This window comes from Undibacterium sp. GrIS 1.2, assembly GCF_040544435.1.
GTDB lineage: Bacteria > Pseudomonadota > Gammaproteobacteria > Burkholderiales > Burkholderiaceae_D > Undibacterium.
On sequence record NZ_JBEONP010000009.1, the window covers coordinates 31,884 to 56,142 of the forward strand.

20 protein-coding genes are annotated in these 24,259 nt (G+C 48.4%); 9 read left to right on the forward strand and 11 right to left on the reverse strand.

Annotated elements, in window-relative coordinates; translation table 11 throughout:
• The first annotated feature begins 1 nt into the window (after position 1).
• Complete coding sequence (locus tag AAKU61_RS05500; protein ID WP_354330443.1) at positions 2–880, forward strand: HDOD domain-containing protein; 879 nt, start codon at positions 2–4, stop codon at positions 878–880.
• A gap of 180 nt (positions 881–1,060) precedes the next feature.
• Here the strand turns inward: AAKU61_RS05500 and AAKU61_RS05505 are convergent, their stop codons facing one another.
• From AAKU61_RS05505 to prpB, 6 genes are all read right to left on the reverse strand, one after another.
• Complete coding sequence (locus AAKU61_RS05505) at positions 1,061–1,549, reverse strand: cache domain-containing protein (protein WP_354330333.1); 489 nt, start codon at positions 1,547–1,549, stop codon at positions 1,061–1,063.
• A gap of 138 nt (positions 1,550–1,687) precedes the next feature.
• Positions 1,688–3,640 (reverse strand): propionate--CoA ligase, encoded by a 1,953-nt coding sequence (locus AAKU61_RS05510; RefSeq protein WP_354330445.1) that lies wholly within the window; start codon positions 3,638–3,640, stop codon positions 1,688–1,690.
• 49 nt (positions 3,641–3,689) lie between these two features.
• The gene (prpF, locus tag AAKU61_RS05515; protein ID WP_354330334.1) at positions 3,690–4,880 is read right to left on the reverse strand and encodes a 2-methylaconitate cis-trans isomerase PrpF; all 1,191 of its coding nucleotides are present in this window, start codon (positions 4,878–4,880) and stop codon (positions 3,690–3,692) included.
• A 65-nt stretch (positions 4,881–4,945) separates the two neighbouring features.
• Positions 4,946–7,537 (reverse strand): Fe/S-dependent 2-methylisocitrate dehydratase AcnD, encoded by a 2,592-nt coding sequence (acnD, locus tag AAKU61_RS05520; RefSeq protein ID WP_354330336.1) that lies wholly within the window; start codon positions 7,535–7,537, stop codon positions 4,946–4,948.
• 200 nt (positions 7,538–7,737) lie between these two features.
• The gene (gene prpC, locus AAKU61_RS05525; RefSeq protein WP_322119479.1) at positions 7,738–8,886 is read right to left on the reverse strand and encodes a bifunctional 2-methylcitrate synthase/citrate synthase; all 1,149 of its coding nucleotides are present in this window, start codon (positions 8,884–8,886) and stop codon (positions 7,738–7,740) included.
• A gap of 178 nt (positions 8,887–9,064) precedes the next feature.
• Entirely contained in the window at positions 9,065–9,955 is an 891-nt protein-coding gene (gene prpB / locus AAKU61_RS05530; RefSeq protein ID WP_354330338.1) for a methylisocitrate lyase, read from the reverse strand.
• A gap of 344 nt (positions 9,956–10,299) precedes the next feature.
• Between prpB and prpR the strand changes: the two genes are divergently transcribed.
• The 8 genes from prpR (at position 10,300) to phnE (ending at position 18,025) form a co-directional block, all read left to right on the forward strand.
• The gene (prpR, locus tag AAKU61_RS05535) at positions 10,300–12,078 is read left to right on the forward strand and encodes a propionate catabolism operon regulatory protein PrpR (protein WP_354330340.1); all 1,779 of its coding nucleotides are present in this window, start codon (positions 10,300–10,302) and stop codon (positions 12,076–12,078) included.
• A gap of 96 nt (positions 12,079–12,174) precedes the next feature.
• The gene (locus AAKU61_RS05540; RefSeq protein ID WP_322119482.1) at positions 12,175–12,549 is read left to right on the forward strand and encodes a response regulator; all 375 of its coding nucleotides are present in this window, start codon (positions 12,175–12,177) and stop codon (positions 12,547–12,549) included.
• A gap of 11 nt (positions 12,550–12,560) precedes the next feature.
• On the forward strand, positions 12,561–13,172 hold the full coding sequence (locus AAKU61_RS05545; RefSeq protein WP_354330342.1) for a chemotaxis protein CheC: 612 nt from the start codon (positions 12,561–12,563) through the stop codon (positions 13,170–13,172).
• Positions 13,172–14,200 (forward strand): GGDEF domain-containing protein, encoded by a 1,029-nt coding sequence (locus AAKU61_RS05550; RefSeq protein WP_354330343.1) that lies wholly within the window; start codon positions 13,172–13,174, stop codon positions 14,198–14,200. The genes AAKU61_RS05545 and AAKU61_RS05550 overlap by 1 nt, the downstream gene beginning before the upstream one ends.
• Positions 14,201–14,496: 296 nt before the next feature.
• On the forward strand, positions 14,497–15,375 hold the full coding sequence (locus AAKU61_RS05555; protein WP_354330345.1) for a putative selenate ABC transporter substrate-binding protein: 879 nt from the start codon (positions 14,497–14,499) through the stop codon (positions 15,373–15,375).
• A gap of 6 nt (positions 15,376–15,381) precedes the next feature.
• Complete coding sequence (locus AAKU61_RS05560; protein WP_354330347.1) at positions 15,382–16,320, forward strand: phosphonate ABC transporter ATP-binding protein; 939 nt, start codon at positions 15,382–15,384, stop codon at positions 16,318–16,320.
• Positions 16,321–16,331: 11 nt separating this feature from the next.
• Positions 16,332–17,180 (forward strand): PhnE/PtxC family ABC transporter permease, encoded by an 849-nt coding sequence (locus AAKU61_RS05565; protein ID WP_354330349.1) that lies wholly within the window; start codon positions 16,332–16,334, stop codon positions 17,178–17,180.
• 35 nt (positions 17,181–17,215) lie between these two features.
• Positions 17,216–18,025, forward strand: coding sequence for a phosphonate ABC transporter, permease protein PhnE (gene phnE, locus AAKU61_RS05570; RefSeq protein ID WP_503012584.1), 810 nt, complete (start codon positions 17,216–17,218; stop codon positions 18,023–18,025).
• 121 nt (positions 18,026–18,146) lie between these two features.
• On the opposite strand, the gene AAKU61_RS05575 is transcribed toward phnE, so the two are convergent.
• The 5 genes from AAKU61_RS05575 to AAKU61_RS05595 form a co-directional block, all read right to left on the reverse strand.
• Positions 18,147–19,139: a YeiH family putative sulfate export transporter gene (locus AAKU61_RS05575; RefSeq protein ID WP_503012585.1), complete on the reverse strand. Its 993-nt coding sequence runs from the start codon at positions 19,137–19,139 to the stop codon at positions 18,147–18,149.
• A 608-nt stretch (positions 19,140–19,747) separates the two neighbouring features.
• Positions 19,748–20,947: an alginate O-acetyltransferase AlgX-related protein gene (locus AAKU61_RS05580; RefSeq protein ID WP_354330353.1), complete on the reverse strand. Its 1,200-nt coding sequence runs from the start codon at positions 20,945–20,947 to the stop codon at positions 19,748–19,750.
• A gap of 11 nt (positions 20,948–20,958) precedes the next feature.
• Positions 20,959–22,368 carry an MBOAT family O-acyltransferase gene (locus tag AAKU61_RS05585; RefSeq protein WP_354330355.1) on the reverse strand — a complete coding sequence of 470 codons (1,410 nt, stop codon included), beginning with the start codon at positions 22,366–22,368 and terminating at the stop codon, positions 20,959–20,961.
• Positions 22,369–22,380: 12 nt separating this feature from the next.
• Positions 22,381–23,055 (reverse strand): alginate O-acetyltransferase AlgF, encoded by a 675-nt coding sequence (locus AAKU61_RS05590; protein ID WP_354330357.1) that lies wholly within the window; start codon positions 23,053–23,055, stop codon positions 22,381–22,383.
• 126 nt (positions 23,056–23,181) lie between these two features.
• A complete protein-coding gene (locus AAKU61_RS05595) occupies positions 23,182–23,841 on the reverse strand; it encodes an SGNH/GDSL hydrolase family protein (protein WP_322119492.1) in 660 nt (219 codons plus the stop codon).
• Positions 23,842–24,259: the final 418 nt, after the last annotated feature.

The window sequence follows — 24,259 nt, forward strand, 5'->3', positions numbered from 1 at the left end:
CATGGATAAAACGGAAGCCATCAACAGTATCGTCGCCGAGGCCAATCGCGGGGAATTAATTTTCTCTACCAACGTCACTGCCTCCCTCAAAATTCAGCAAGTGCTGGATACACCTGATTGTAGTGTCGATACTGCGGCCAAGTTAGTCATGAACGAGCCTCTGCTAGCGGCGCGGGTAGTGGCAATTGCCAACTCGGCTGCCTATAGCCGGGGCGCAGAAATCACTAATGTCCGTTCTGCAATTGCCCGGCTAGGTTTTAGAACATTGCGCTCTATTGTCGCAAGCTTAGTAGTACGCCAACTTGCTGGCACCAGCAAAGACCCGGTGTTGCGGGCAATGGCAAACCAGTTGTGGGAACACACCGCACAAGTCGCTGCGCTGTCACAAGTGATCGCACGCCGGATTACCAAGCTCGATCCAGACACCGCTATGTTTGCCGGGATTGTGCATGAGGTTGGTGGTTTTTATATGTTGTCACGCGCCGAAGAATTCCCCTGCCTGCTCGACAACCAACCATTGCCCCCGTTAACTGATTTGCCTGCCTTCGCGGACACCATTATCGAAAGCACGGAAGAAACGCCAGAAACAATTATTGGGCGCGTAGTCTTAAAGAATCTGCTGCTGCCCCAACCGGTACTCGATGCAGTAGAAGCGCTATGGTATGGATTGCGCGCCATGCCGCCAGAAACCCTGGGAGATACGCTGCTGCTAGCGAATGAACTGGCATCTGTACATTCACCACTAGAAATACGTTTCGACAGCGCTTCAATACAATATGCGTCAGAAATAGACTTCGTCGTCGGCGACGGCACGCTCAATAGCATTTTGGAAGAATCTGATGAAGAAGTACGCTCACTCACTGCAGCACTGTTAATTTAACAATCTGTCCGATCTAGGCGCACTGAGTTTTTATACAACGAAGATCAATCGGTAGTAAGGCAAGTAAGGAATAACCAAAAAAAAGATCACCAACATATTGAAATGTCGGAGGTCTTTTTTTCTATCCGCTTTCATCAGACTTGTCGGACTTTATCAGCCGAAATCAACTTCTATCAATTTCTATTTTACGACGTAAGTACCGACACAAACCATCGTCTCGCCATCACCTTTCTCGCAATACGATTTTTTCAATTCATAATCTTTTGTGTTTGGATTAGTGAACTTATAAGGACCATACCAGCCTTTTTGTTTTTCTTTAACGACATTAATCATGCCTTGGATGAAGGCATTACCATCAACGTCTTTTAAGCCAACCAGATTTTTTCCGACCATTTTAGGGTTTGCACCTTGCGCCAGACAGTTACCTTTAAAGTCGTAGACAAAAATATACAAGTCACGGTCTTTAAATGCGCCATTCGGATGCTCATTAAAAGTGGCGTAGGCTTTTTCAGTTCCACCAGATTTAATCAGTGCAACGGCTTGCTTGACCATAGCCTCTGCTTCCGGCTCTGATCCTCGTTCAGCTGCCGCAAAGGCGCTGGTAACTAACAAAGCGCTCAATGTCACACTGCATGAGATACCGGCCATGTATTTTGATATTGTTGCCATTTGTACTCCCCCGTTATTGTTTAAGAAGTTTCAGTATGGATATACTTTTGCCGCGTCTCAAGTAATTGATTGTTAAATACGGTCAATTTAAAAACGCCGACAGTAGCAACATTACCACCAATATAGGCGCGTTTGTCATCAACTCATGATTGCCGATTTGATCTGCTCTAAAGAACTAGGATCTTCTATGGTCGTTAAATCACCCGCATCGCGCCCCTCACAAATTGCCTGAATCGAGCGACGTAATAATTTGCCCGATCGTGTTTTTGGTAAAACTGTCACAAAATGGACACGCGCTGGTCTGGCGATGCCGCCCAAATGTTTGTCAACAACCGCCATCACCTCAGCTTCCAGTAACCGTCTGGATTCTTGTGAACTCGCAATTTCAGGATTTTTTAAAATCGCAAACGCAACAGCAACCTGCCCTTTTAACTTATCTTCCACCCCGACTACAGCCACTTCGGATATGTACGGATGACTAGAAATACTCTCCTCAATTTCGCGGGTTCCCAGGCGATGACCGGCGACATTAATTACATCATCAGTGCGTCCCAAAATAAAGTAATAACCGTCGGCGTCTTTAATGCCCCAATCGAATGTAGAGTACAACTGCGCTTGTGGAAAATTACTCCAGTAAGTCTGCACAAATCGCTGATCATCGCCGTAGATCGTCTGCATACAACCTGGCGGTAAAGGTCCTTTGATGGCGACCACACCTTTTTCGCCAGCACCGCATTCCTCGCCGGTCGATTCATTGATTATTTTTACGTCGTAGCCATACATCGCAACGCCGGGACTACCGAGCCGGGTTTCTTTGTATTCGATACCACGCGCAACGGATAAAATTGGCCAGCCTGTTTCTGTCTGCCAGTAATTATCAATAATGGGCACACCCAGCTCTGTCGCAATCCAGCTTGAGGTTGTCTCATCTAAAGGTTCGCCCGCCAGATATAAAGCTTTGAGCGAAGACAAGTCATATTTTTTCATCAGCTCTGACGGATATTTTTTCAATACCCGCACCGCTGTCGGTGCCGAGAACATCCGCGACACTTTGTATTTTTCGACGATGCTCCACCAAACGCCCGCATCAGGACGTATCGGCGTGCCCTCATACATAATCGTCGCCATACCAGCAATCAGAGGGCCATACACGATGTAGGAGTGTCCCACGACCCAGCCGATATCTGACGTGGCGAAGTAAGTTTCACCTGGATGACTGCAAAAAATATGCTTCATCGACGATGCTAATGCGACGGCATAACCGCCCACATCGCGCTGTACGCCTTTGGGTTTTCCAGTAGTACCTGAGGTGTACAGCACGTATGAAATGTCGTTTGATTCCAGCCAGGTAATTGGCACATTTGCAGAAGCATGCGGCTCCAGATACTGCCTTCGTAAAGAAGCGTAATCCGTATCGCGCCCAGTAACGAGTTGCATTTTTTCCAGACCGCGATCAACTAGCAAAACCTGGCTTGGCTTGTGAGTCGCCATCACAATGGCATCGTCCAGTAGCGGCTTATATGGCACAGACTTACCGCCACGCATGCCTGCATCAGCAGAAAAGATCAACACTGGCTTGCAGTCATCAATCCGCGTTGCCAGGCTTTTAGACGCAAAGCCACCAAATACGACAGAATGAATCGCGCCGATACGCGCACAAGCCAGCATCGCAAAGGCAGCCTCAGCGATCATCGGCATATAGATCAATACTTGCTGACCTTTGCGCACGCCCAACGACAACATAATCGCAGCCATGCGCTGCACTTCTGCATGCAACTCCGCAAAGGTATAGGTTTTTTCTGTATTGGTCTCTGTCGAAATCGCAATCAGTGCGGGCTTGTCCCCCTGCGTTTCTAGCCAGCGATCCACGGCGTTGTAACAGAGATTAGTCTTGCCACCGACGAACCATTTTGTGAACGGTGGACGAGAATCATCCAACACTTGTGTGTACGGCTCTTCCCAATGGATCAGCTCTGCCTCCTTATCCCAAAACGCCTGCGTGTCGTTGATCGATTTTTGGTAAAAGTCTGCAAAGTTCATGTTGTCTCCATTGGGGTTATTGCTGTGCCTCGCGTATTTTTGATTTTTTATTATTGGCGTTAATTTTTTATTTCTTTAGCAGTTGGAACGACTTCAAAGCTTAAAACGAGTCGCCTGGCACACGCACCCAACCTTCCATCAAAATACGTGCGCTGCGGCTCATGATGGCCTTTTTCACAGCCCATTCTCCATTGACCTGCGTAGCTTCCGCACCGACGCGTAAAGTGCCTGAAGGATGGCCGAAGCGAACCGCTGTCCGATCGCCACCGCCAGCGGCAAGATTGACTAGCGTGCCGGGAATAGCGGCGGCGGTACCAATTGCCACTGCTGCGGTACCCATCATCGCATGATGTAATTTTCCCATCGACATCGCACGTACCAATAAATCGATATCGGCCGCCGCAACTTGTTTGCCACTCGATGACACATAGTCAGCAGGCTTAGCGACAAAGGCGACCTTAGGCGTGTGCTGACGATTCGCCGCTTCATCGATATGTTTGATGAGCCCCATGCGAACTGCGCCGTAGGCACGAATGGTTTCAAATTTCGCCAGTGCGACAGGATCGCTATTGATCGCATCTTGCAACTCAGTTCCGGTGTAACCGATGGCTTCTGCATTCACAAAGATAGTCGGAATACCGGCATTGATCATCGTCGCTTTGAGGATGCCAACGCCAGGCACATCCAGATCATCGACCAGATTCCCGGTCGGGAACATAGAACCACCAGCGCCGTCCTCATCCGCTGCAGGGTCCATAAATTCTAGTTGTACTTCTGCTGCCGGAAAGGTCACGCCGTCAAGTTCAAAATCACCAGTCTCTTGTACTTCACCATCGGTAATCGGTACATGCGCGATGATGGTCTTGGCGATATTCGCTTGCCAGATGCGAACAATGGCAACACCGTTTTGTGGAACTCGGTTCGCATCCACCAATCCTGCACTAATCGCAAAGGAACCAACCGCCGCAGACAGATTGCCACAGTTGCCGCTCCAGTCAACAAAGGCTTTATCGATCGCGAGCTGACCGAACAGGTAATCTACATCGTGATCCGCTTTGGTACTTTTGGAGAGGATGACTGTCTTGCTGGTACTCGATGTCGCACCGCCCATACCGTCAATTTGCTTGCCGTAAGGATCGGGGCTACCTATGACGCGTAAGAGCAAAGCATCGCGTGCCGCACCGGGGACTTGCGCTACTGCGGGCAAATCCTGCAAGCGAAAAAAAACGCCCTTGCTGGTTCCCCCGCGAATGTAGGTCGCGGGGATTTTGATTTGTGGAACGTGGGTCATGCTAATTCCTATTGATCTTTGCGACATTTAATACGGAAGGGTGCGCATGGCACACCCTAAGCTTCTTAGATCGCCTTTGTTGATTCTAGAAAGTCCTGAGCAAAACGCTGCAATACACCGCCCGCTTCGTAAATAGATACTTCTTCCGCTGTATCCAGGCGACAAGTCATCGGCACTTCGACACGTTCGCCATTTTTACGGTTGATCACCAACGTCAAGGTGGCACGAGGTGTACGCTGACCAATGACATCGAAGGTTTCAGTGCCATCAATTTGCAAAGTCAGGCGATTGACACCCGGTTTAAATTCCAGTGGCAATACACCCATCCCAACCAGATTAGTACGATGAATACGCTCAAAACCTTCTGCCGCAATTGCTTCTACACCCGCCAGACGCACGCCTTTCGCCGCCCAGTCACGTGAGGAACCTTGTCCATAATCTGCCCCTGCGACGATGATCAATGGCTGCTTGCGCTCCATGTAGGTCTCTATCGCTTCCCACATGCGGGTGACTTTGCCTTCTGGTTCGATACGTGCCAGTGATCCGGCTTTGACCTTGCCGTCTTCCAGTACCATTTCATTCTTCAATGTCGGGTTGGCAAAGGTGGCGCGCTGTGCTGTCAGATGATCGCCGCGATGCGTTGCATAAGAGTTAAAGTCTTCTTCCGGCAAACCCATTTTTGCGAGATAAGCACCAGCGGCGCTGTCCAGCATAATGGCGTTCGATGGTGATAAATGATCTGTCGTAATGTTGTCCCCCAACACGGCCAATGCACGCATCGCCTTCATCGTGCGCGGTGCGGCAAGTGCGCCTTCCCAATACGGCGGACGACGGATATAAGTTGTTTGTGGACGCCAGTCGTACAGCGGACTAACCTTCTCACCATCATCAAGCTGAATCGCAAACATCGGATCATAGACCTTACGGAATTGCTCAGGCTTGACGCTGGACTTGACGATGGAATCAATTTCTTCATCGGTGGGCCAGATATCTTTCAGGCGAATTTCTTTACCATCGACCACAGTCAATACATCTTTTTCAATATCAAAACGTACTGTGCCAGCAATTGCATAAGCGACGACTAAGGGTGGCGAGGCAAGGAAGGCTTGCTTTGCATATGGATGGATACGTCCATCAAAATTACGATTGCCCGACAATACTGCAGTCGCATATAAATCGCGATCAATAATCTCTTGCTGAATGACCGGATCCAACGCGCCGGACATGCCGTTGCAGGAGGTACAGGCATAGGCCACAACACCAAAACCGAGCTTCTCCAAGTCACCCATCAAGCCTGCTTCTTCCAGATACAAAGTCACTGCTTTGGACCCCGGTGCGAGCGAAGATTTGACCCAAGGCTTACGCGTCAATCCAAGCTTGTTGGCATTCCGCGCCAGCAAAGCAGCTGCGATCACGTTACGTGGGTTGCTAGTATTGGTGCAGCTAGTAATTGCGGCGATGATGACTGCGCCATCCGGCATCTGACCTGGTACATCATCCCATTTACCTGCGATACCTTTGCTTGCCAGATCAGCAGTGGCAACACGTGCATGCGGATTGGAAGGGCCAGCCATATTACGTACTACGGAAGACAGATCAAATTTCAGTACCCGCTCATACTCAGCTGTCTTCAAGCTATCTGCCCACAAGCCGGTGTGCTTGGCATACGTCTCCACCAGTTTGACTTGCTCATCTTCACGGCCAGTCAATTTCAGATAGTCGATAGTTTGTTGGTCGATAGAAAACATCGCTGCGGTCGCGCCATATTCCGGTGCCATATTGGAAATCGTTGCACGGTCGCCAAGAGTTAATGCAGCAGCGCCTTCGCCATAAAATTCGAGATACGCGCCAACCACTTTTTGTTTACGCAAAAACTCTGTCATGGCTAGCACAACGTCGGTCGCAGTAATGTTGGGCTGCGGACGACCAGACAGTTCTACGCCGATAATATCTGGCAAACGCATCCACGAGGCACGACCTAACATCACGTTTTCTGCTTCTAAACCGCCAACACCGATTGCCAGTACACCCAAGGCATCCACGTGTGGTGTGTGACTATCAGTACCGACTAGCGTATCGGGGAAAGCCACGCCGTCCTTGACCTGGATCACCGGTGACATGCGTTCCAGATTAATCTGATGCATGATGCCATTGCCCGGCGGGATCACTTCGACGTTTTTAAAGGCTTTTTTAGTCCAGTTGATGAAGTCGAAACGATCTTCATTACGACGGTCTTCAATCGCACGATTTTTATTGAACGCATCGGGATCGAAACCACCGCATTCCACTGCCAGCGAATGATCGACAATCAACTGTACAGGCACCACAGGATTGACCTTAGCCGGATCACCACCTTGGTCCGCAATTGCATCACGCAAACCGGCCAGATCAACCAATGCAGTTTGTCCGAGAATGTCATGACACACCACACGTGCCGGGAACCACGGAAAATCCAGATTTCGCTTACGTTCAATGAATTGTTTCAGCGAGTCGCTCAGTGTCGCCGGATCGCAACGACGTACCAGATTCTCGGCAAGGACACGGGAGGTATAAGGTAGCTTGTCGTACGCACCAGGCGCAATCATGTCGACTGCTGCACGGGTATCAAAATAGTCCAGCGCAGTGCCTGGCAGGGGTTTGCGGAATTGAGTATTCATTATTCAGTCAGTCAAAAATAATTAAATCGCAGCAGCAAAAAATTTCGTAGGATGCGCCATGTGCACCAAGCACATTAGCGGAACCAAATGTACCAATCCAAATTAATTTGGATTGCATCTGAATTAGATAAGGCGGTGCGCACAGCGCACCCTACAATTTCTTGTTTGCAGTCTCATTTGCTAGCTAGCAAAAAAGCAGTTTACTTACGGTCTTTCAGCGCCACAAATTGCAAATCTTCAGGACCAACATAATTCGCGCTTGGACGAATAATCTTGTTGTCGATACGCTGTTCAATGATGTGTGCTGCCCAACCGGAAGTGCGCGCAATGACGAACAACGGTGTGAACATAGCGGTCGGCACGCCCATCATGTGATACGACACGGCAGAGAACCAATCCAGATTCGGGAACATTTTTTTGATGTCCCACATCACGGTTTCTAAGCGCTCTGCAATATCAAACATTTTGGTAGAGCCTGCCTCGACCGACAACTGACGTGCAACTTCTTTGATGACCTTGTTACGTGGATCAGACACGGTGTAGACCGGATGTCCAAAACCAATCACCACTTCTTTATTTTCTACCCGCTTTTTGATGTCCGCTTCTGCTTCATCCGGATTGTCGTAACGCTTCTGAATTTCAAACGCAACTTCATTAGCACCGCCGTGTTTTGGTCCGCGCAAAGCACCAATGCCGCCGGTGATGGCGGAATGAATATCAGAACCCGTGCCAGCGATCACGCGGCAAGTAAATGTGGACGCGTTGAACTCGTGCTCTGCATACAAAATCAGGGAAGTATGCATCGCTTTTTCCCATGATGCGCTTGGCTTTTTACCGTGCAACAGATGCAAGAAATGGCCACCGATAGAATCATCGTCAGTCTCGACATCAATCCGTTTACCGTTATGGCTGAAGTGGTACCAGTAAAGCAGCATGGAGCCAAGAGATGCCATTAACTGGTCGGCGATATCACGCGCGCCTGGCGTATTGTGATCATCTTTTTCTGGCAAGGTACAACCTAAAACCGAGACACCCGTGCGCATGACATCCATAGGATGGGCGGACGCTGGCAAAGCCTCCAGCGCCGCTTTCATATTAGCGGGCAAACCGCGCAAGGATTTCAGCTTGTTTTTATAGGCTTTAAGTTCAGCGATGTTAGGCAATTTGCCGTGCACCAGTAGATGCGCGATTTCTTCAAACTCGCAGGCATCTGCAACGTCCAGAATGTCGTAGCCGCGATAGTGCAAATCGTTACCAGTTTTGCCGACGCTGCATAGCGCAGTGTTACCGGCAGCAACACCAGATAAGGCAACGGATTTTTTTGGTTTGAAAGGAACGGCTTCAGTCATCGTGTTCTCCATAGTTAAATATGAATATACTCCCAATTAGTATAACTAGACTGTCCAATGATTCTATGGACAATTAGCCTATTTATCAAAAAATAATGGGGAGTATATTGTTTTAATACAATTAATCGCTTAGTTCTTGGCTTGGATTTACAGGCATATACAAAAAATTAAGCACAACTTATTTTGCTTTTTGCTGCATAAACAAGGCATCCAGCTTTTGCTCAAAATCATAGTAGTTAATACGCTCATACAATTCCATACGAGTCTGCATGGTATCGACCACATTTTTTTGTGTGCCGTCGCGGCGGATCGCAGTGTAGACATTTTCGGCTGCCTTATTCATCGCGCGGAAAGCGGACAACGGGTATAGCACCAAACCCACATCGGCAGCGGCTAATTCTTCCACTGTGTACAACGGTGTAGAACCAAATTCTGTGATGTTCGCCAAGACCGGCACTTTGACTGCCGCGGCAAATTGCTTGTACATCGCCAGCTCAGTAATTGCCTCTGGGAAGATCATGTCTGCACCCGCTTCTACGCAGGCAATGGCACGTTCCATCGCAGCTTCCAGCCCTTCCACTGCCAACGCATCAGTACGCGCCATGATGACAAAACTCTCATCAGTACGCGCATCGACTGCTGCTTTGATGCGGTCTACCATCTCTTGCTTGCTGACGATTTCTTTATTAGGACGATGACCACAACGCTTGGCGCCGACCTGATCTTCGATATGCATCGCTGCAGCGCCAAACTTAATCATCGACTTGACTGTGCGCGCAACGTTAAAAGCTGAAGAGCCAAAACCTGTATCCACGTCCACCAGCAAAGGCAGATCGCAGACATCGGTAATCCGGCGGACATCCGTCAAAACGTCGTCCAAGTTGGAGATGCCCAAATCTGGCAAACCCAGCGAACCAGCAGCGACACCGCCACCAGATAAATAAATTGCCTTAAAACCTGCGCGCTTGGCTAACAAAGCATGGTTAGCATTGATCGCGCCGACTACTTGCAGCGGTGATTCTTCTTGCATCGCCTTGCGGAAACGGGCTCCTGCGGAGAGTTGACTCATGATGTGACCTTTCAAAATTGTACGGAATGGTTTTGACTGTTCGTTTATTGGTTCGCCTTGCCAGTGCGGTTTTACGAATGCAGTTTTGCTAGTCCAGCTATTGCAATCAACATGCCAGTCACAATAGTTCATGCGTGATTTTTATCAAGCCCCATACAAATCAACGACTTAAAATTAAATGATCGAATTGAAAATCCCTGCCATAGATTAATTTGTTTCACAAAGGCGTTTCATTTGAAACATTAGAAGTAAAATGAAACATCCTTTGAAACTGCATTTGAAACATCCATTGGAACATTTATTGAAACACCCGCTGCAACACTCACCACAAAATTAGGCTCAACATGCGCCCACGCCCACCGATAGCCCGCGACAGCGGGGATAAACCCGTCATCTGGACTGTATCCATCTCGCGCCTGTTCGACTTGTTCCGCGACATCATGGTCGAATACGATGGCAGTGCCATCATCGAACCGTTGCATCTTGGGTTTGAGGAAGCCGCCCAACATATCCGTGAGCGCCTGCTAACCGAGCGCTGCGACGCAGTGATCGCCGCCGGATCAAACGGCGCCTATCTCAAAAACCGTCTGCCGGTTCCGGTCGTGATTGCCAAAGCCAGTGGCTTTGATGTCATGCAAGCCTTGGCGCGTGCCCGCAAAGTTTCTGCCGAGATCGGCTTGATTACCTACCAAGAGACGATGCCAGAGCTGGTCGAATTTAAAAACACCTTTGGTTTTAAGCTGGAACAACGCACTTATGTCACCGAAGAAGATGCTCGGGCGCAAATCAGCGAACTGAAGGCAAATGGCATCAAAGCCATCGTCGGCGCGGGTCTGATCACGGATTTGGCGCAAGAAGCGGGATTAACCGGCATCTTTATGTACTCGGCCGAGTCTATCCGCCAATCATTTGAAGACGCCTTAGAAATCGCCCGCCTGACCCGGCTGGAATCAGCGCGTGGCAGACATCATCCCGCCGCAGAATCCTTGCGCGCACGCCACAATCTAACTGATCTGCGCGGCGAGTCTGCTGCAATGCAAGCAACCCGCCAGTCCATTATGCTTTTCGCCCGCTCCCCGGCAACCGTCTTACTGCAAGGCGAAACCGGCACTGGTAAAGAACTCGCCGCACAGGCGATGCATAAAGAAAGCCCCAGAGCACGCCACCCTTTTGTCGCCGTCAATTGCGGTGCGATTGCAGAATCTTTATTAGAGTCAGAATTGTTTGGCTACGAAGACGGCGCTTTTACCGGATCGCGACGCGGTGGTCATGCCGGCTTATTTGAGGCAGCCCATCGCGGCACTTTATTTCTGGATGAAATTGGCGAAATGCCTTTGAGTCTGCAAACCAGGTTGCTGCGCGTTTTGGAAGAGCGCGAAGTGGTCCGGGTTGGTGGCATACGCCCTATTCCGGTGGATGTCCGCATTATCAGCGCCACTCATTGCGATCTGGATGCCAGGATCAAAGAGGGGCGATTCCGTTCAGACTTGTTTTATCGTCTGGCAGTATTGCGTCTGCAATTGCCAACATTACGGGAACGCAAGGGCGATCTGGTGCCATTGGCAGAATGGTGTCTGAAACATGCGCTGGCGAGCCTTGGCAACCGACCACATGCGAATCTGCATGCAGAAATATTGGCTTGCAGCAAGTTGTTGGCGCGCTATGACTGGCCGGGCAATGTCAGAGAACTGCGCAATATGATGGAAAGACTTGCCTTGTTTTTAGCGGCTGAACCTTTACAAGCGCTAACACCAAGTCTGTTGATGAAGGTCGCACCTGAGCTTGCATCTGAAATTAGCTATGGAATTGGCTATGGAATTAGCGATGAGATCGCTGAGCCAGCATTGGCAAACCCACAAGAAGATGCACAAGAAAGCCTGCAAACACTTGCATCAAACCGCATGCAAAACTTAGCTTACCTGACAAGTCTTAGTGAGGATTCAACGCCATTAATGGCATTGCAAGCACCCGCGTCAGTGTCATCACAAGCAAATTTAAACGGCGTATCCTTAGAAAAAATCATGCAACGTTTTGAGAATAATCGTGAAGCCGTTGCACATTATTTGGGGATTAGCAGAACGACCTTATGGCGTAGGTTAAAGAATACAAACATTGTCTCTTAAGTTGCCAAATCAGGTGTTACTTCGCATGCCCCTTCGGGTAAAATGCCTGTAACAAAAAACAAACAAATAAGTACTTAAGTTAAGAAAGTAATGAGCATGACATCAATCACAAAAAAATTACTGATCGTGGATGACAGCAAAGTATCCCGTATGGTGATCAAAGCCCACATTCTGGCCAAGCATGCAGATTGGATTATTGTCGAGGCAGCAACGGGTGAAGAGGCCATCCTCACTGCGGATAAAGAATTACCTGATTTTTGTACGATGGATGTCAACATGCCCGGCATGTTAGGTACCGACGCCGCAGAGAAAATTCTGGGTCAACATCCTTCCATGCGCATCGTGATTTTTTCAGCCAATATTCAAGAAACCTTACAAACCCGCGCACAAGCTTTGGGCGCTGTTTTTGTCGCCAAGCCAGTAACAGAAAAATCGATCGCAAACGCACTGACTCATTTTCTAGGCAGCTAAGTTAAATCCTTATGAATACTTTAACTGAACTTCATCTCGACGCACTTAGCGAAGTATTTAATGTCGGCGCCGGCAGAGCCGCAGCCAGCCTGAGCGAAATCGTCGGCGATGAAGTCAAGTTATCCGTGCCCAAAGTCGAGGTCAGAAAATCGACCGAGATTGATGCCTCCATCATGGCGATTGCAGGCAATCGCTTTGGCGCAGTGACGCAGCAATTTACAGGACCATTTGACGCTGAAGCGGTGTTGATCTTTACAGAAGATCATGCGCTGGAAATCGTGCGCGATATGATGGGCTCGCAAATGAGCATAGAAGAACTGGCGGAGTTTGAACAAGAAGCCATGTGCGAACTGGGCAACATCATACTCAATGCGTGTTTATCTGCCGTCGCAGACATGCTCGATATCTCGTTCAACAGCTCGCTGCCACACTATGCGATTGCCTCGACTGAGGATCTGTTTAAGCGCATTGCTCAGACTACGGAGCATCCTTATATTCTGGTATTGCATATCGATCTGGCGATAGAAAAACGCCATTCCGAAGGCCACCTGGTTTTCTTGCTGAGTTCTGCATCATTAAAAAATCTCGTTGATCAAATTGACCGTTTTTTAGGTAACATCTGATGACTGAATCCGCACGGGAACCGGTCAACAGTTCCCAGCAGCTTCTTGCAAAAAAAGCTGACCAAATTTTTAACACGATTAACATGGGCTTGATTCTTGTCAACGCCGATGAACAAGTGTTGATGTGGAATGACTGGATGGTCAAGCACAGCGATGTCAGTACCGACCAGGCAATCACAAAAAAACTCGCTGAGGTATTTAATGAAAGCCCTAGTGCAGCTTTTTTAACCTCGCTCCGCAACACCTTGAATTACGGCTTGCCCGTTGTTTTATCGAACGCTCTGCATCGCTCGCCGCTGGCCTTATATGATCCCAGCGACCTGAGTGACGACCGTGTACGTATGCACCAATCTATTTCGATCACACCGTTATTTTCTGATGATGAAGAACGCTGTTGCCTGATCCAGATCACCGACTCCAGCGCCTCCATCAAGCGCGAAAAAATGTTGCGATCACACTCAGAGATATTGAAGAAAGAAGCTAGTACAGACAGCCTTACCGGCATCTACAACCGGCGTTTTTTTGACGAGCATTTTGCAATTGCGATGGCGCATTCTCGTCGCCAAAAATTACCCTTATCGATCTTTATGTTGGATATTGATTTCTTTAAAGAGTACAACGATTTTTACGGCCACATCGCAGGAGACAAAGCGCTTATCAAAGTCGCAAAAACATTAAAGACACAGCTCTTGCGTGCGACCGATATCGTGGCACGTTATGGCGGTGAAGAATTCGTTCTGATGATGCCGAATATGCCAGAACAAGGTGCGATGCAATTTGCGGAGAAAATCCGTGCTGCGATTTTTGATATCGCCATTCCACATATCAAATCCCGGATTTGTCAGCAAATCAGTATCAGTATCGGCGTCAGCACGTATTTGAGTGATAAAGATATTTCACTCCATAATTTGCTGGAAGCTGCCGATGCAGCGCTGTATAAAGCCAAACAAAGTGGTCGTAATCAAAGCCATTATTTAGCATTAGAGCACGAACAAAATCCAGCTCTGACCGACACTAAAGATGTGTAGTGCTTAGTGAATAAAATTGAATAAAATTGAGCAAAATTGAGGCGAATTGAGTAATACCGCTTTATGCAGACGTAATTACCTTACTATTTCTCCAGCTCTTTTTTGCGTCACTTTACGCTTCGCTATTGCTCTTCCATGTTGTTCATCACTTGTGTTGCTCTACGCGCTTTGTAAACTATTTATATATACTCCCCAATTTATTTTACAAATATAGCTGATAGTCCAATGAATACCTGGACAAAAAAATATACCCATTACCAGTATTATTATTTCAACTCTATTTAAGGAAATTCGTCATGCGATTTTTATCTTCTTTTTCACCCTCACGCCGCTTGTTCCATGCCGCTGTCGCTGCGACTTTATTATCCGCATCTGGCTTAACATTGGCACAGCAAGTATTGCGGGTCTCTGCGATCCCTGATGAGGCACCGACAGAGTTGCAGCGCAAATTCAAACCACTGGGCGCATATCTGGAGAAGAAATTGGGCATGAAAGTTGAATTCACACCCGTGACCGATTACGCCGCCTCGGTTGAGGGTTTGATCAATAACAAACTAGATATGGTCTGGTTCGGCGGTTTCACCTTTGTGCAAGCCAATGCCCGTAGCAAAGGCCAGGTCGTTGCGCTGGTACAGCGTGAAGAAGATGAAAAGTTTAAATCCGTTTTCATCACCACCAATCCCGCTATCACCAAGCTAGAAGATTTGAAAGGCAAGACCTTCACCTTCGGTTCAGAATCCTCTACTTCTGGTCATTTGATGCCGCGTTCGTATTTGCTAGCGGCTAAAATTAATCCTGATACCGATTTAAAACGTATCGCGTTTTCCGGCGCGCATGATGCAACGGTGGCTGCGGTGTCTGGTGGCAAGGTAGATGCTGGCGCCTTGAACATTTCAGTCTGGGAAAAACTAGTCTCACAAAACAAAGTCGATACCAAACAAGTGCGAGTGTTCTTCACAACACCAGGCTATTTTGATTACAACTGGTCGGTACGCGCCGATATGCCTGCAGAGTTACGCAAAAAAATCAGCGATGCATTTTTATCTTTAGACCCAGCCAATCCGCAAGATAAAGAAATTTTAGATCTGCAACGTGCCACTCGTTTTATTCCGACCAAAGTAGATAACTACAAAGCGATCGAAGCTGCTGCGCATAACGCTGGCTTGCTGAAATAAATTTGCATGTCAGACTCCTCCGTAACTGATTCAACAGTAAGCAACTCAATTGCAAGCTCAGCTAGTGTGCAGTTGGATGGCGTGCATGTGCGCCATCCTGCTTCAAACAACAGCTCTGGAAAAAATGCTGGCGCGTCAGAATGGGCCTTGGACAATCTGACTCTGCGTCTAAAGCAAGGCGAGCAAGTCGCAATTATCGGCCCATCTGGTGCGGGTAAAACGACTTTGCTGCACACCCTGGCTTGCGCCTTGCGACCTGAGTTGGGTCAGATTCAATTGCTAGGTCAACAGCCGTGGACCTTGTCACATCGCGCGCGACACAACTTACGTAGCCAACTTTTTTTAGCGCCGCAGACACCGCCACTACCGGCAAGACAACGCGTGATTACCAGCGTGCTGGCGGGTCGTCTGCCGCAATGGTCGCTCTGGAAATCCTTGCGTAGTCTGCTCAAACCAACAGACCCGCTCGCTGCCTGGCAGGCTTTATCACGGTTTGATTTGCAAGATAAATTGTATGCACGCGTGGACCGCTTATCTGGTGGAGAACGTCAGCGCTGCGCTTTAGCACGGCTCATTTTGTCTGATGCAAAACTGCTGTTGATTGACGAGCCGCTGTCTGCGCTTGATCCAAGACTGGCAATCCAAACAGTGCAAACTCTGCAACAAGAAGCGATCCAACGGCAAGCCACGATGGTATGCAGCCTGCATCAGGTTGAATTGGCACGTCAGTATTTCAAACGGATTATCGGTCTGCGTGACGGTAAAGTTTTTTTCGATAGTGAGCATGTAACGGATGAGATGATCGCCGCGCTATATCAAAATGCGGCTGCTGATTTGCTTGAACCCGATATGGCGAGTATGGTCGACAATCCAAATCCGTCAGATGCAATGCAAGCCGACATTGATGCACTGGCTAATTGTGCCGTTGATCAACGCTGCTTTTAATAATCGTGCGCATGTCACTGACCTCCACGCCATCTGGCTCCACAATAACAACTGATCCCGCCTGGCGTGGTCGCATCACTCTGTTTGTTCTCGGCCTGATTCTGTTGTGGCCGATGCTGGTGATGACGGAATTCAAACCGTGGGAACTGATGGACGCGCAAAGCCTGAATGCGACCTGGCGTTTTCTAATCGCGTTTTTCCCGCCAGCGCATTCCACAGAATTTTTGTTTATCGTCGCAACCGCAACCTGGCAAACAATCGCGATGGCAAGCGCGGGTATGGCGCTCGCCATGATCGCAGCGATCCCTCTGACACTGATCATTAATGAGCACCTATCCATCTCACGCATAGGACTGCGGCGTATGAGCTGGCCTGCGATGCTTGTCCGCCAGACCATACGCTGGCTACTCGTGCTGTTGCGGAGTGTGCCGGAGCTGGTGTGGGCCTTGTTATTTGTCCGCATCGTCGGCTTGGGACCGACCGCGGGTGTGCTGGCAATTGCCCTCACCTATGCGGGCATGCTAGGAAAAGTGTATGCAGAAATTTTAGAAACCAGCGATCCGCTGGCAACCGATACCTTGCTGCAAAATGGGTGCAGCCGGCTCACCGCCTTCTTCTATGGCGCTTTGCCCAACGCTGCGGCAGAGCTGACTTCGTACACGATTTATCGATGGGAATGTGCGATCCGAGGCTCGGTCGTGATGGGTTTTGTAGGCGCGGGTGGCTTAGGGCAGCGCATGGATGAGTCGCTCAAAATGTTATCTGGCGCAGAAGTGTCGACCATGTTGCTGGTGTTTGTGGTGCTGGTCGCGATCGCCGATGGTGTCAGTAAATTATTCAGAAAAGGACTGGCGACATGAGTCACCCTGATCTGGATGTGAATGCGCTTGTAAATATGAATGCGGCCAAGTCAGCAGTCAATTTACCCAAAGTACCACCGATGATGCGCCCTGTCACCGCCATCACATTATTACTTTTGTTGGCGCTGGTGATTGCCAGTTTTATCAGCTTGCCGTCCAAATGGAATGAATTATTCACCGCAGACGCTGGTAGCAAAACAATCGAATTTCTACAAGGATTTGCACCGCCTGATCTCTCCACCGGCATGCTACACAAAGTGGGCATTGCCACGTTTGAGACCTTGGCGATGTCGGCTTTAGGCACCTTGATTGCGGCAATCTTAGGATTGCTACTGGCGCTACCCGCCAGCGGACGCTTTGGGATCATTGCCATGAGCACGACCCGCTTGTTTCTGAATGTCGCCCGTGCCATACCGGAACTGGTGTGGGCATCCATCATGCTAATCGCCGCAGGTCTAGGACCATTCGCCGGTACGATTGCCTTGGCCGCACATACCACCGGCGTGCTGGGACGATTATTTGCAGAGAGTTTAGAAAATACGTCGCCGCATGCAGAATCCACTTTACGCATCAACGGCGCCACCGCGATCAACGCATTTTTGTATGCCAAGCTACCGCAAGCCTTGCCGCAAATGCTGTCATACACCTTATACCGCTGGGAAAACAATATCCGCGCTGCCGCCATTTTGGGCGTAGTCGGCGCTGGAGGCTTGGGGCAAATGCTGAAGTATTTTTTATCCTTATTCCAAATGCAAAGCGCTGCCACAGTGATCATTGCAATGCTGATGTTAGTAGCAATGGTCGACTGGCTTAGCTTTGCTCTACGACGCTGGCTGGTGCATTAATTCGCCAGACTATTCACTTAAGCAGTTCCATATACTCCATCCATGTATATATTGACTGTCCATACATTCTTTGGGCAATAAGCTATTTTCTATAAAAATAATGGGGAGTATATGAAACTCTCTATAAAAACATACTGACAACGCAGTTAATCCCCAGCCCGCCTATCGTCAACCAAAGGAACAACACAGCGGCAAGCAATAAAGGTTTGACGCCAGCTTTACGAATCGCGGAAACATGTGTGGTCAAACCTAATGCGGCCATCGCCATGGCTAAGATCACAGTATCAACATCAATTGCGGCGGATACGACAGGATGCGGTAAAAAAGCTAAAGAGTTTATGCCAGCGACAACAACGAAGATCAGTGCGAACCAAGGAACGACGATCTTGCCTGGCTTGTTGCTGATCATTTGATCGGCAAGATCGTTGTCATGCGATGCGGATTTGCTACGGGATAGATACGCCGACAAGATGATTAAAAACGGTGCCAGCATCATCACTCTGACCATCTTGGCGATCACAGCAGTGTTTGCAGCATCTTCACTAATCGCATGGGCTGCGGCAACGACTTGGGCAACCTCGTGTACGGTGGAGCCAGTAAAAATACCATACGCAGTTGGGCTGACATTCAACCAATGCAGTTGTGTATTCAGGTGATACAGCGCTGGATATAGGAAGATTGCTACAGTGCCGAAGACCACCACAGTTGATACAGCGACCGTCACTTGGTCTGCCTTGCCTTTGATTACAGGCTCCGCCGCCATCACTGCCGCAGCGCCACAGATAGAACTACCGGCGCCAATCAGCATGGCAGTTTTTTGATCAAGCTTAAAGACCTTAGTACCGAGAAACCAGGCGAGGCAAAAAGTGCTGCTCAAAACCGCAGCATCAATCACAACTCCGCTGATACCGACCCGGGTAATGTCTTTAAACGTCAGCCGCAAGCCATACAAAATAATCCCGAGCCGGAGTAAATTCTGTTTAGTGAAAGTGACACCAGCACCGCTAGCCACGGCGATACGTGGATAAATCGTATTACCAACCAGTATACCCAGCACAATCGCCAGCGTCAGCGCGCCAATACCGTTGGCTTGCAGGAGGGTGATTTTGCCCATCGCTATCGCAATACTGGCGATCAAAAGCGACAATGCGATGCCAGGCAAATAATGGGGTATTTTCGTGAAAAACCTATTTAAACGAAATGCATTTGAACTCAATAAGTTTGAACTAAAGCTGGCTGAATTAGTGGCAAAGCCGGAACCAGATTCTGTATCCGTCTTTATATCGTTGGTCTGTCTGAAAGCGGCTGTCGAAGTCATGTCCATCTTCTTGGGTCTATCTAGATCGGATTGGATCTAATTGGAATATGGCTTCACTTTAGCAGTCGATTAAATACCAGTAAAACGAATAATTTATGTATTTATTAGCTGTTTTTTGGGTTGATTATTTGAATAGATGAAATTCCGAGCCGTTGTTTGATTCACCGACGCCGGCGGATCGCGGCTAAAGACATGCGGAGATGGTAATGCCGACACAGTAATACCTCGACATTGCGAGTCTTTAGGAATTTACGATAAAGCGACGCGATACGTCCGAGTATGTTTTTTGAAATCCTCTTTCAGACGTCCAATAAAAATGCGGCTACTGGCATGATTTCACGCCAGTAGCCGCATTTTTATTGGACTTTAGTGGGAACTTCTAAAAAATTTTTGCACTATTTCATTTACTTCTGGTAATCGAGCCATTGTTTTTCGGCTGCACTCAAAGGCTTTTGTAGCATGCGCTCGGGCACTTCCCATAAGACGACTTTTGGAGGACTTTGCTGGAAAGTTTTCCCGCCTAAGTAGGCAAGAGCAGATCCTTCGAAATTACCTCCTTCTTTTGCAAAACTAGCGACGGGTGCACCTAGATAATGACCTAAAAATGGAACGAAATTCGCATTTCTGGAGAATGAGGTACCGATCAAGGCAACTGTCGGCAAACCGGTATCACCGAACAAATCATCGCTGGTGTTGGAGTTGATATCGGAGCTGGTATTGGAGCTGCTATTGGAGCTTGCACCAGAGTCTGGTGTAGCGCTGGCAACAATCGTCGTCAACTGGGTCTGTTCCGGCTTCGGGCGCAAAATAGCAGGTAAGCCTTGCAGATTGGATACCCGTAACAAATCACCATCTCGCGCTATTGTTGTACTGTGTAATGCTGCCTTGTCAGGAGCTACAGCTGGCATCACTTGCATTTTTTCTGCTTGCAAATAACTTGCGATAGCGGCAGCAGCGGCATTTGCGCCGTTTTCATTCCAGTGCGAATCAGTACGGTAATAACGCTCACCGGGAGTAGCGGCCAACACTGGCTCCAGATTAATCGTATTAATTTTTGATTGTTTGAGTAAGGCGACCCAGTTATCGATGCGTCCTGCAAAACTGGCGGGTCTGTGCAAACCGCACAAATGCGCTTGCTCTATGCGTGACTTGTCTGGCACAACGGCGATAACTAATTGTATGCCGCGCCCAGCCAGATTTTTCGCCAAAGCTTTGACAATATTGGCACGAGCTATTGCGGAATGATCAGGATCCGGGAAAGTTTCTAATTCATCACTAAGAAAAAACCAGTCTTTGCAACCAGTGCTGACTGCCGTACCAGTATCACCGGCGATGGTCCAGGTAACAGCGCGCTCAATTTGGCTGAATGGCTTACTGAGTAAAAAATGCTCGTTCAACTGCGCTGAAAACCGACGGGTAGATTCGCCACCGAATAATTGCTGTGGCTCGGTAATGCCTGTCCATGCGTTTTCAGGCACATCCCGCAAAGAGGCAATCGTCACGCCAAAACCAGCGACCAATACAATCACAAATGCGATTGCTGGTAAGAAGCCGATAATGTTGGCACGGCTGGTTTTTGATGTATTTGGAGTAAGTTCGCTCATGGTGATATTCCTTAAAACTGGAAGTACAGAAAAGGAATGGCTTTTTGCCCGGCCAACACAATGACGCCATAGACAAAAGTGAGTATCGGCCAGACTGCGCGCCACACACCACTCCAACCCACAGTAGCTAAACCGCCGCGCTTGGCAAAACTGCTGGCGGGATAAATCACGCACAACAAACCAATCGCAAAAATCAGTAGCAAGCTGGGTCGCAAAGCTAATCTGATCGCATCACCCATGGCAAAGCCATTGGCTCCGATTTGTCCAGCCAGCATGCCTAGGGCGGCATCAAAACTGCTAGAGCGAAACACCGTCCAAGCCAGCATCACCACCAACAAGGTCAAAGTGCGTGACGCGGCATTGGGCATGGAATAACCACGCATCGTAAACGCGCGGTCACAACACAATGCAGAACCTTGAATAATCCCCCAGATCAGAAAATTCCAGTTATCGCCACCATGCCACAAGCCGCCAATCGCCATCGTCAACATCAGGTTGACATAGGTGCGGATTGCGCCACCGCGATTGCCACCCAGAGCTATATATAAATAGTCACGTAGCCATGACGACAACGTCATATGCCAGCGTCGCCAAAAATCTTGGATTGATACTGCCAGATAAGGATTATTGAAATTTTCCTGAAAACGGAAACCGAGCATCAAGCCTAAACCAATCGCCATCGCACTGTAGCCGGCAAAATCAAAATAGAGTTGCAAGGTATAAGCAGCGCAGCCGGCCCAGGCATCCATAAAGGACGGTTGATGCAAGCCAAAAGCGATTGATACAAACGGCGACAAGGTATCGGCAATTAACACTTTCATCGAAAAGCCGACCATAAAACGACGCACGCCAGCAGCAAACTCTTCCGAGGAAAAAACCCGCTCACGCAGCTCTTTGTCGATGACTTTATAACGCACTATCGGCCCTGCAATCAGATGGCCAAACATCGCCATGTACGCACTAAAAGAAATGATGCTGTACTGCGCCGGAACAGTCTTACGACGGACATCGACCACATAAGAAATCGCATGCAATACCGTGAATGACAAGCCAATCGGCAACATCACGTTGACCCACGGAATGGCGGGCAAGTCATGTCCGGTAAAAAAAGTATTCAGGGATTGCACCACCATATTGGTATATTTATACCAGACCAAAGATGCCAGATTGAGGACGATGGTGGCCGCCATGATTCTGGTCTTAACGCGTTCATTCTGAGCTTTGTCGATCAAGATTGCGGCGCCCCACGCGAGAACGGTCAAGGCAATGATCAACAACAAAAATTTAGGTGTCCACCAGGCATAAAATAACCAGCTACCGACCAACAAGGTGTGGTTGCGAAAACGCTGTGGTGTAATTAAATAAAACGCAAAGAAAATAGGTAGGAAGATAGTTAAAAACTCAAGGGACGCGAATACCATAACTGCTTTCGCTTAAGAGTTATTATCGCGTACAAAAAACGCTATTCGTCCTACTTTGAGCGGCAGTACAAATACGCTGTATCGCTCGCCAGCCTGCAGTTGTGACATGTCTAGCGCTGTGCCGACGGACTTGCCATCGCAACTGGCCTGTACTGAGAGTTTTACAGGATTAATTAAACGACGTTGTACAGTCGCTGGTTTAACCGCTTCTAAAATTGCTGTATTTTTAGCGCCGCCAGATAAGGCAGCGCTAGCGCATTTTTCATCCAGATTAGACAACGATAAGGACGAGCGCATTGCGTTGAAATCTGTTGGTGATTCTCTGACGATCACGCTCTTGGCGGATGCATCTTTACCCACCACCGCAATCGTAATGAACTCACCAGGTTTAGCAGTAACTTCCACCGGTACTTTGTGACTACCGATTTGTACCGTCGCAGTTAATTTACTGCCCGCTTTGACAGGATAAAAACGGGAAACACGTGCATCACCCTGATTGCCCAAGGCAATTTTGGCCGCGCCATTGACTACGCTGGCTTTATCGTCACTTGCATTCAAAAAACGCACAAAGGATGAATCTTCACTGGGGCCGGTTTCATACAGTTGCGTGTCGGCATAGGCCGCAAGTGGATTGATGGCAGCCAGCGTTGCGAGCGTGGAAATGCATGCGACGAAAAGTTTTTTCATAATATTGGGCAAAGTAAAGAAAACGAATTACCTACGAATTCATAGTCAGGATTAGTGTGTAAGCGCAGTTCCGACGGTTGCCCTTTTACAAGGCAATCGTCAACAGTATTCACCGCTAACAACTAATTAATGCTTGATGGTTGCCAACACAGCTGGGGCAGCAATCGCATTACCAATCGCAGCACCCCAGGATTGGTAGCCCGAAGTCGTGAAATGCTGACCATCGATCGTGCTCCATTCACCTTGCTTGGACATTTTTTGAGAATCGATATAAGTACATGGTGCGACGATATCAGCAAGATAGGTCGACATCTCTTTAGCGCGGGCATAAGTCTTGTTAAATGGGCCGCCTTCGGTACCCCAGGCTGGACCTACCCAAACGCAACTAACACCATTATTTTTGATCCCCTTGGTCAAGCGAGATACTTGCTGCCAGATCCAGGTTTTTGGTAATTCTGGCTGGGTGTAAGCTGCCATCGTGTCAGCATTGACAACAACAACTAGATTAGGCTTGTAGGTTTTAATCAATTCATTGAAAGGACGTGTCGCAGCGTCAGGACCAGTTTTAACTTCGACCGGACCGTCTTTAATACGTACAGCACCACCGCATGAGGACTGAGTTTTAACCATCCACTCACCGGCAGCTACACCGCAGGCACCATACGAATATACGACCGCACCTTTGCTCATTAAATCGTCGTGCAAAGTGGTGATCAGATAATCCGGTGTGGACATGTGGCTGTCACCAATAATCAACACAGTTAAACCAGCAAGAAGTGCGCTCATAATTGATCCTTTTTAATGAATGAGATGGAGCTTGGATTATAAATTTGATGCACTCTTTAATTACAAATTTCTTAGAAGAATTACCTGAAATCATCAAAATAGTCTTCGTTGTGACACAAATTTACAAAACACAGGTGAGCAGACGATTCCACACGGAAACAAATTGCAATTAGAGTATCGAAAAAATCACGAACCCTAACGCGCGACGAATCACTTTGATTCACTTAAGACTTATTTGCCTGATTCAATTTTTTAGTGCGTCTACATTCATCACCGGCTCAATCAAAAATCAATACATCAGGACTTGCGCAAAATTGTCCCGACAAGGCCTGGTGACGACGACCGTACTTTAGGGCAGACAGGATGCCGCAGCGCAGCCAGGGCGATTTTTGTGTTAGCCCTATTCAACTAGAAAGTT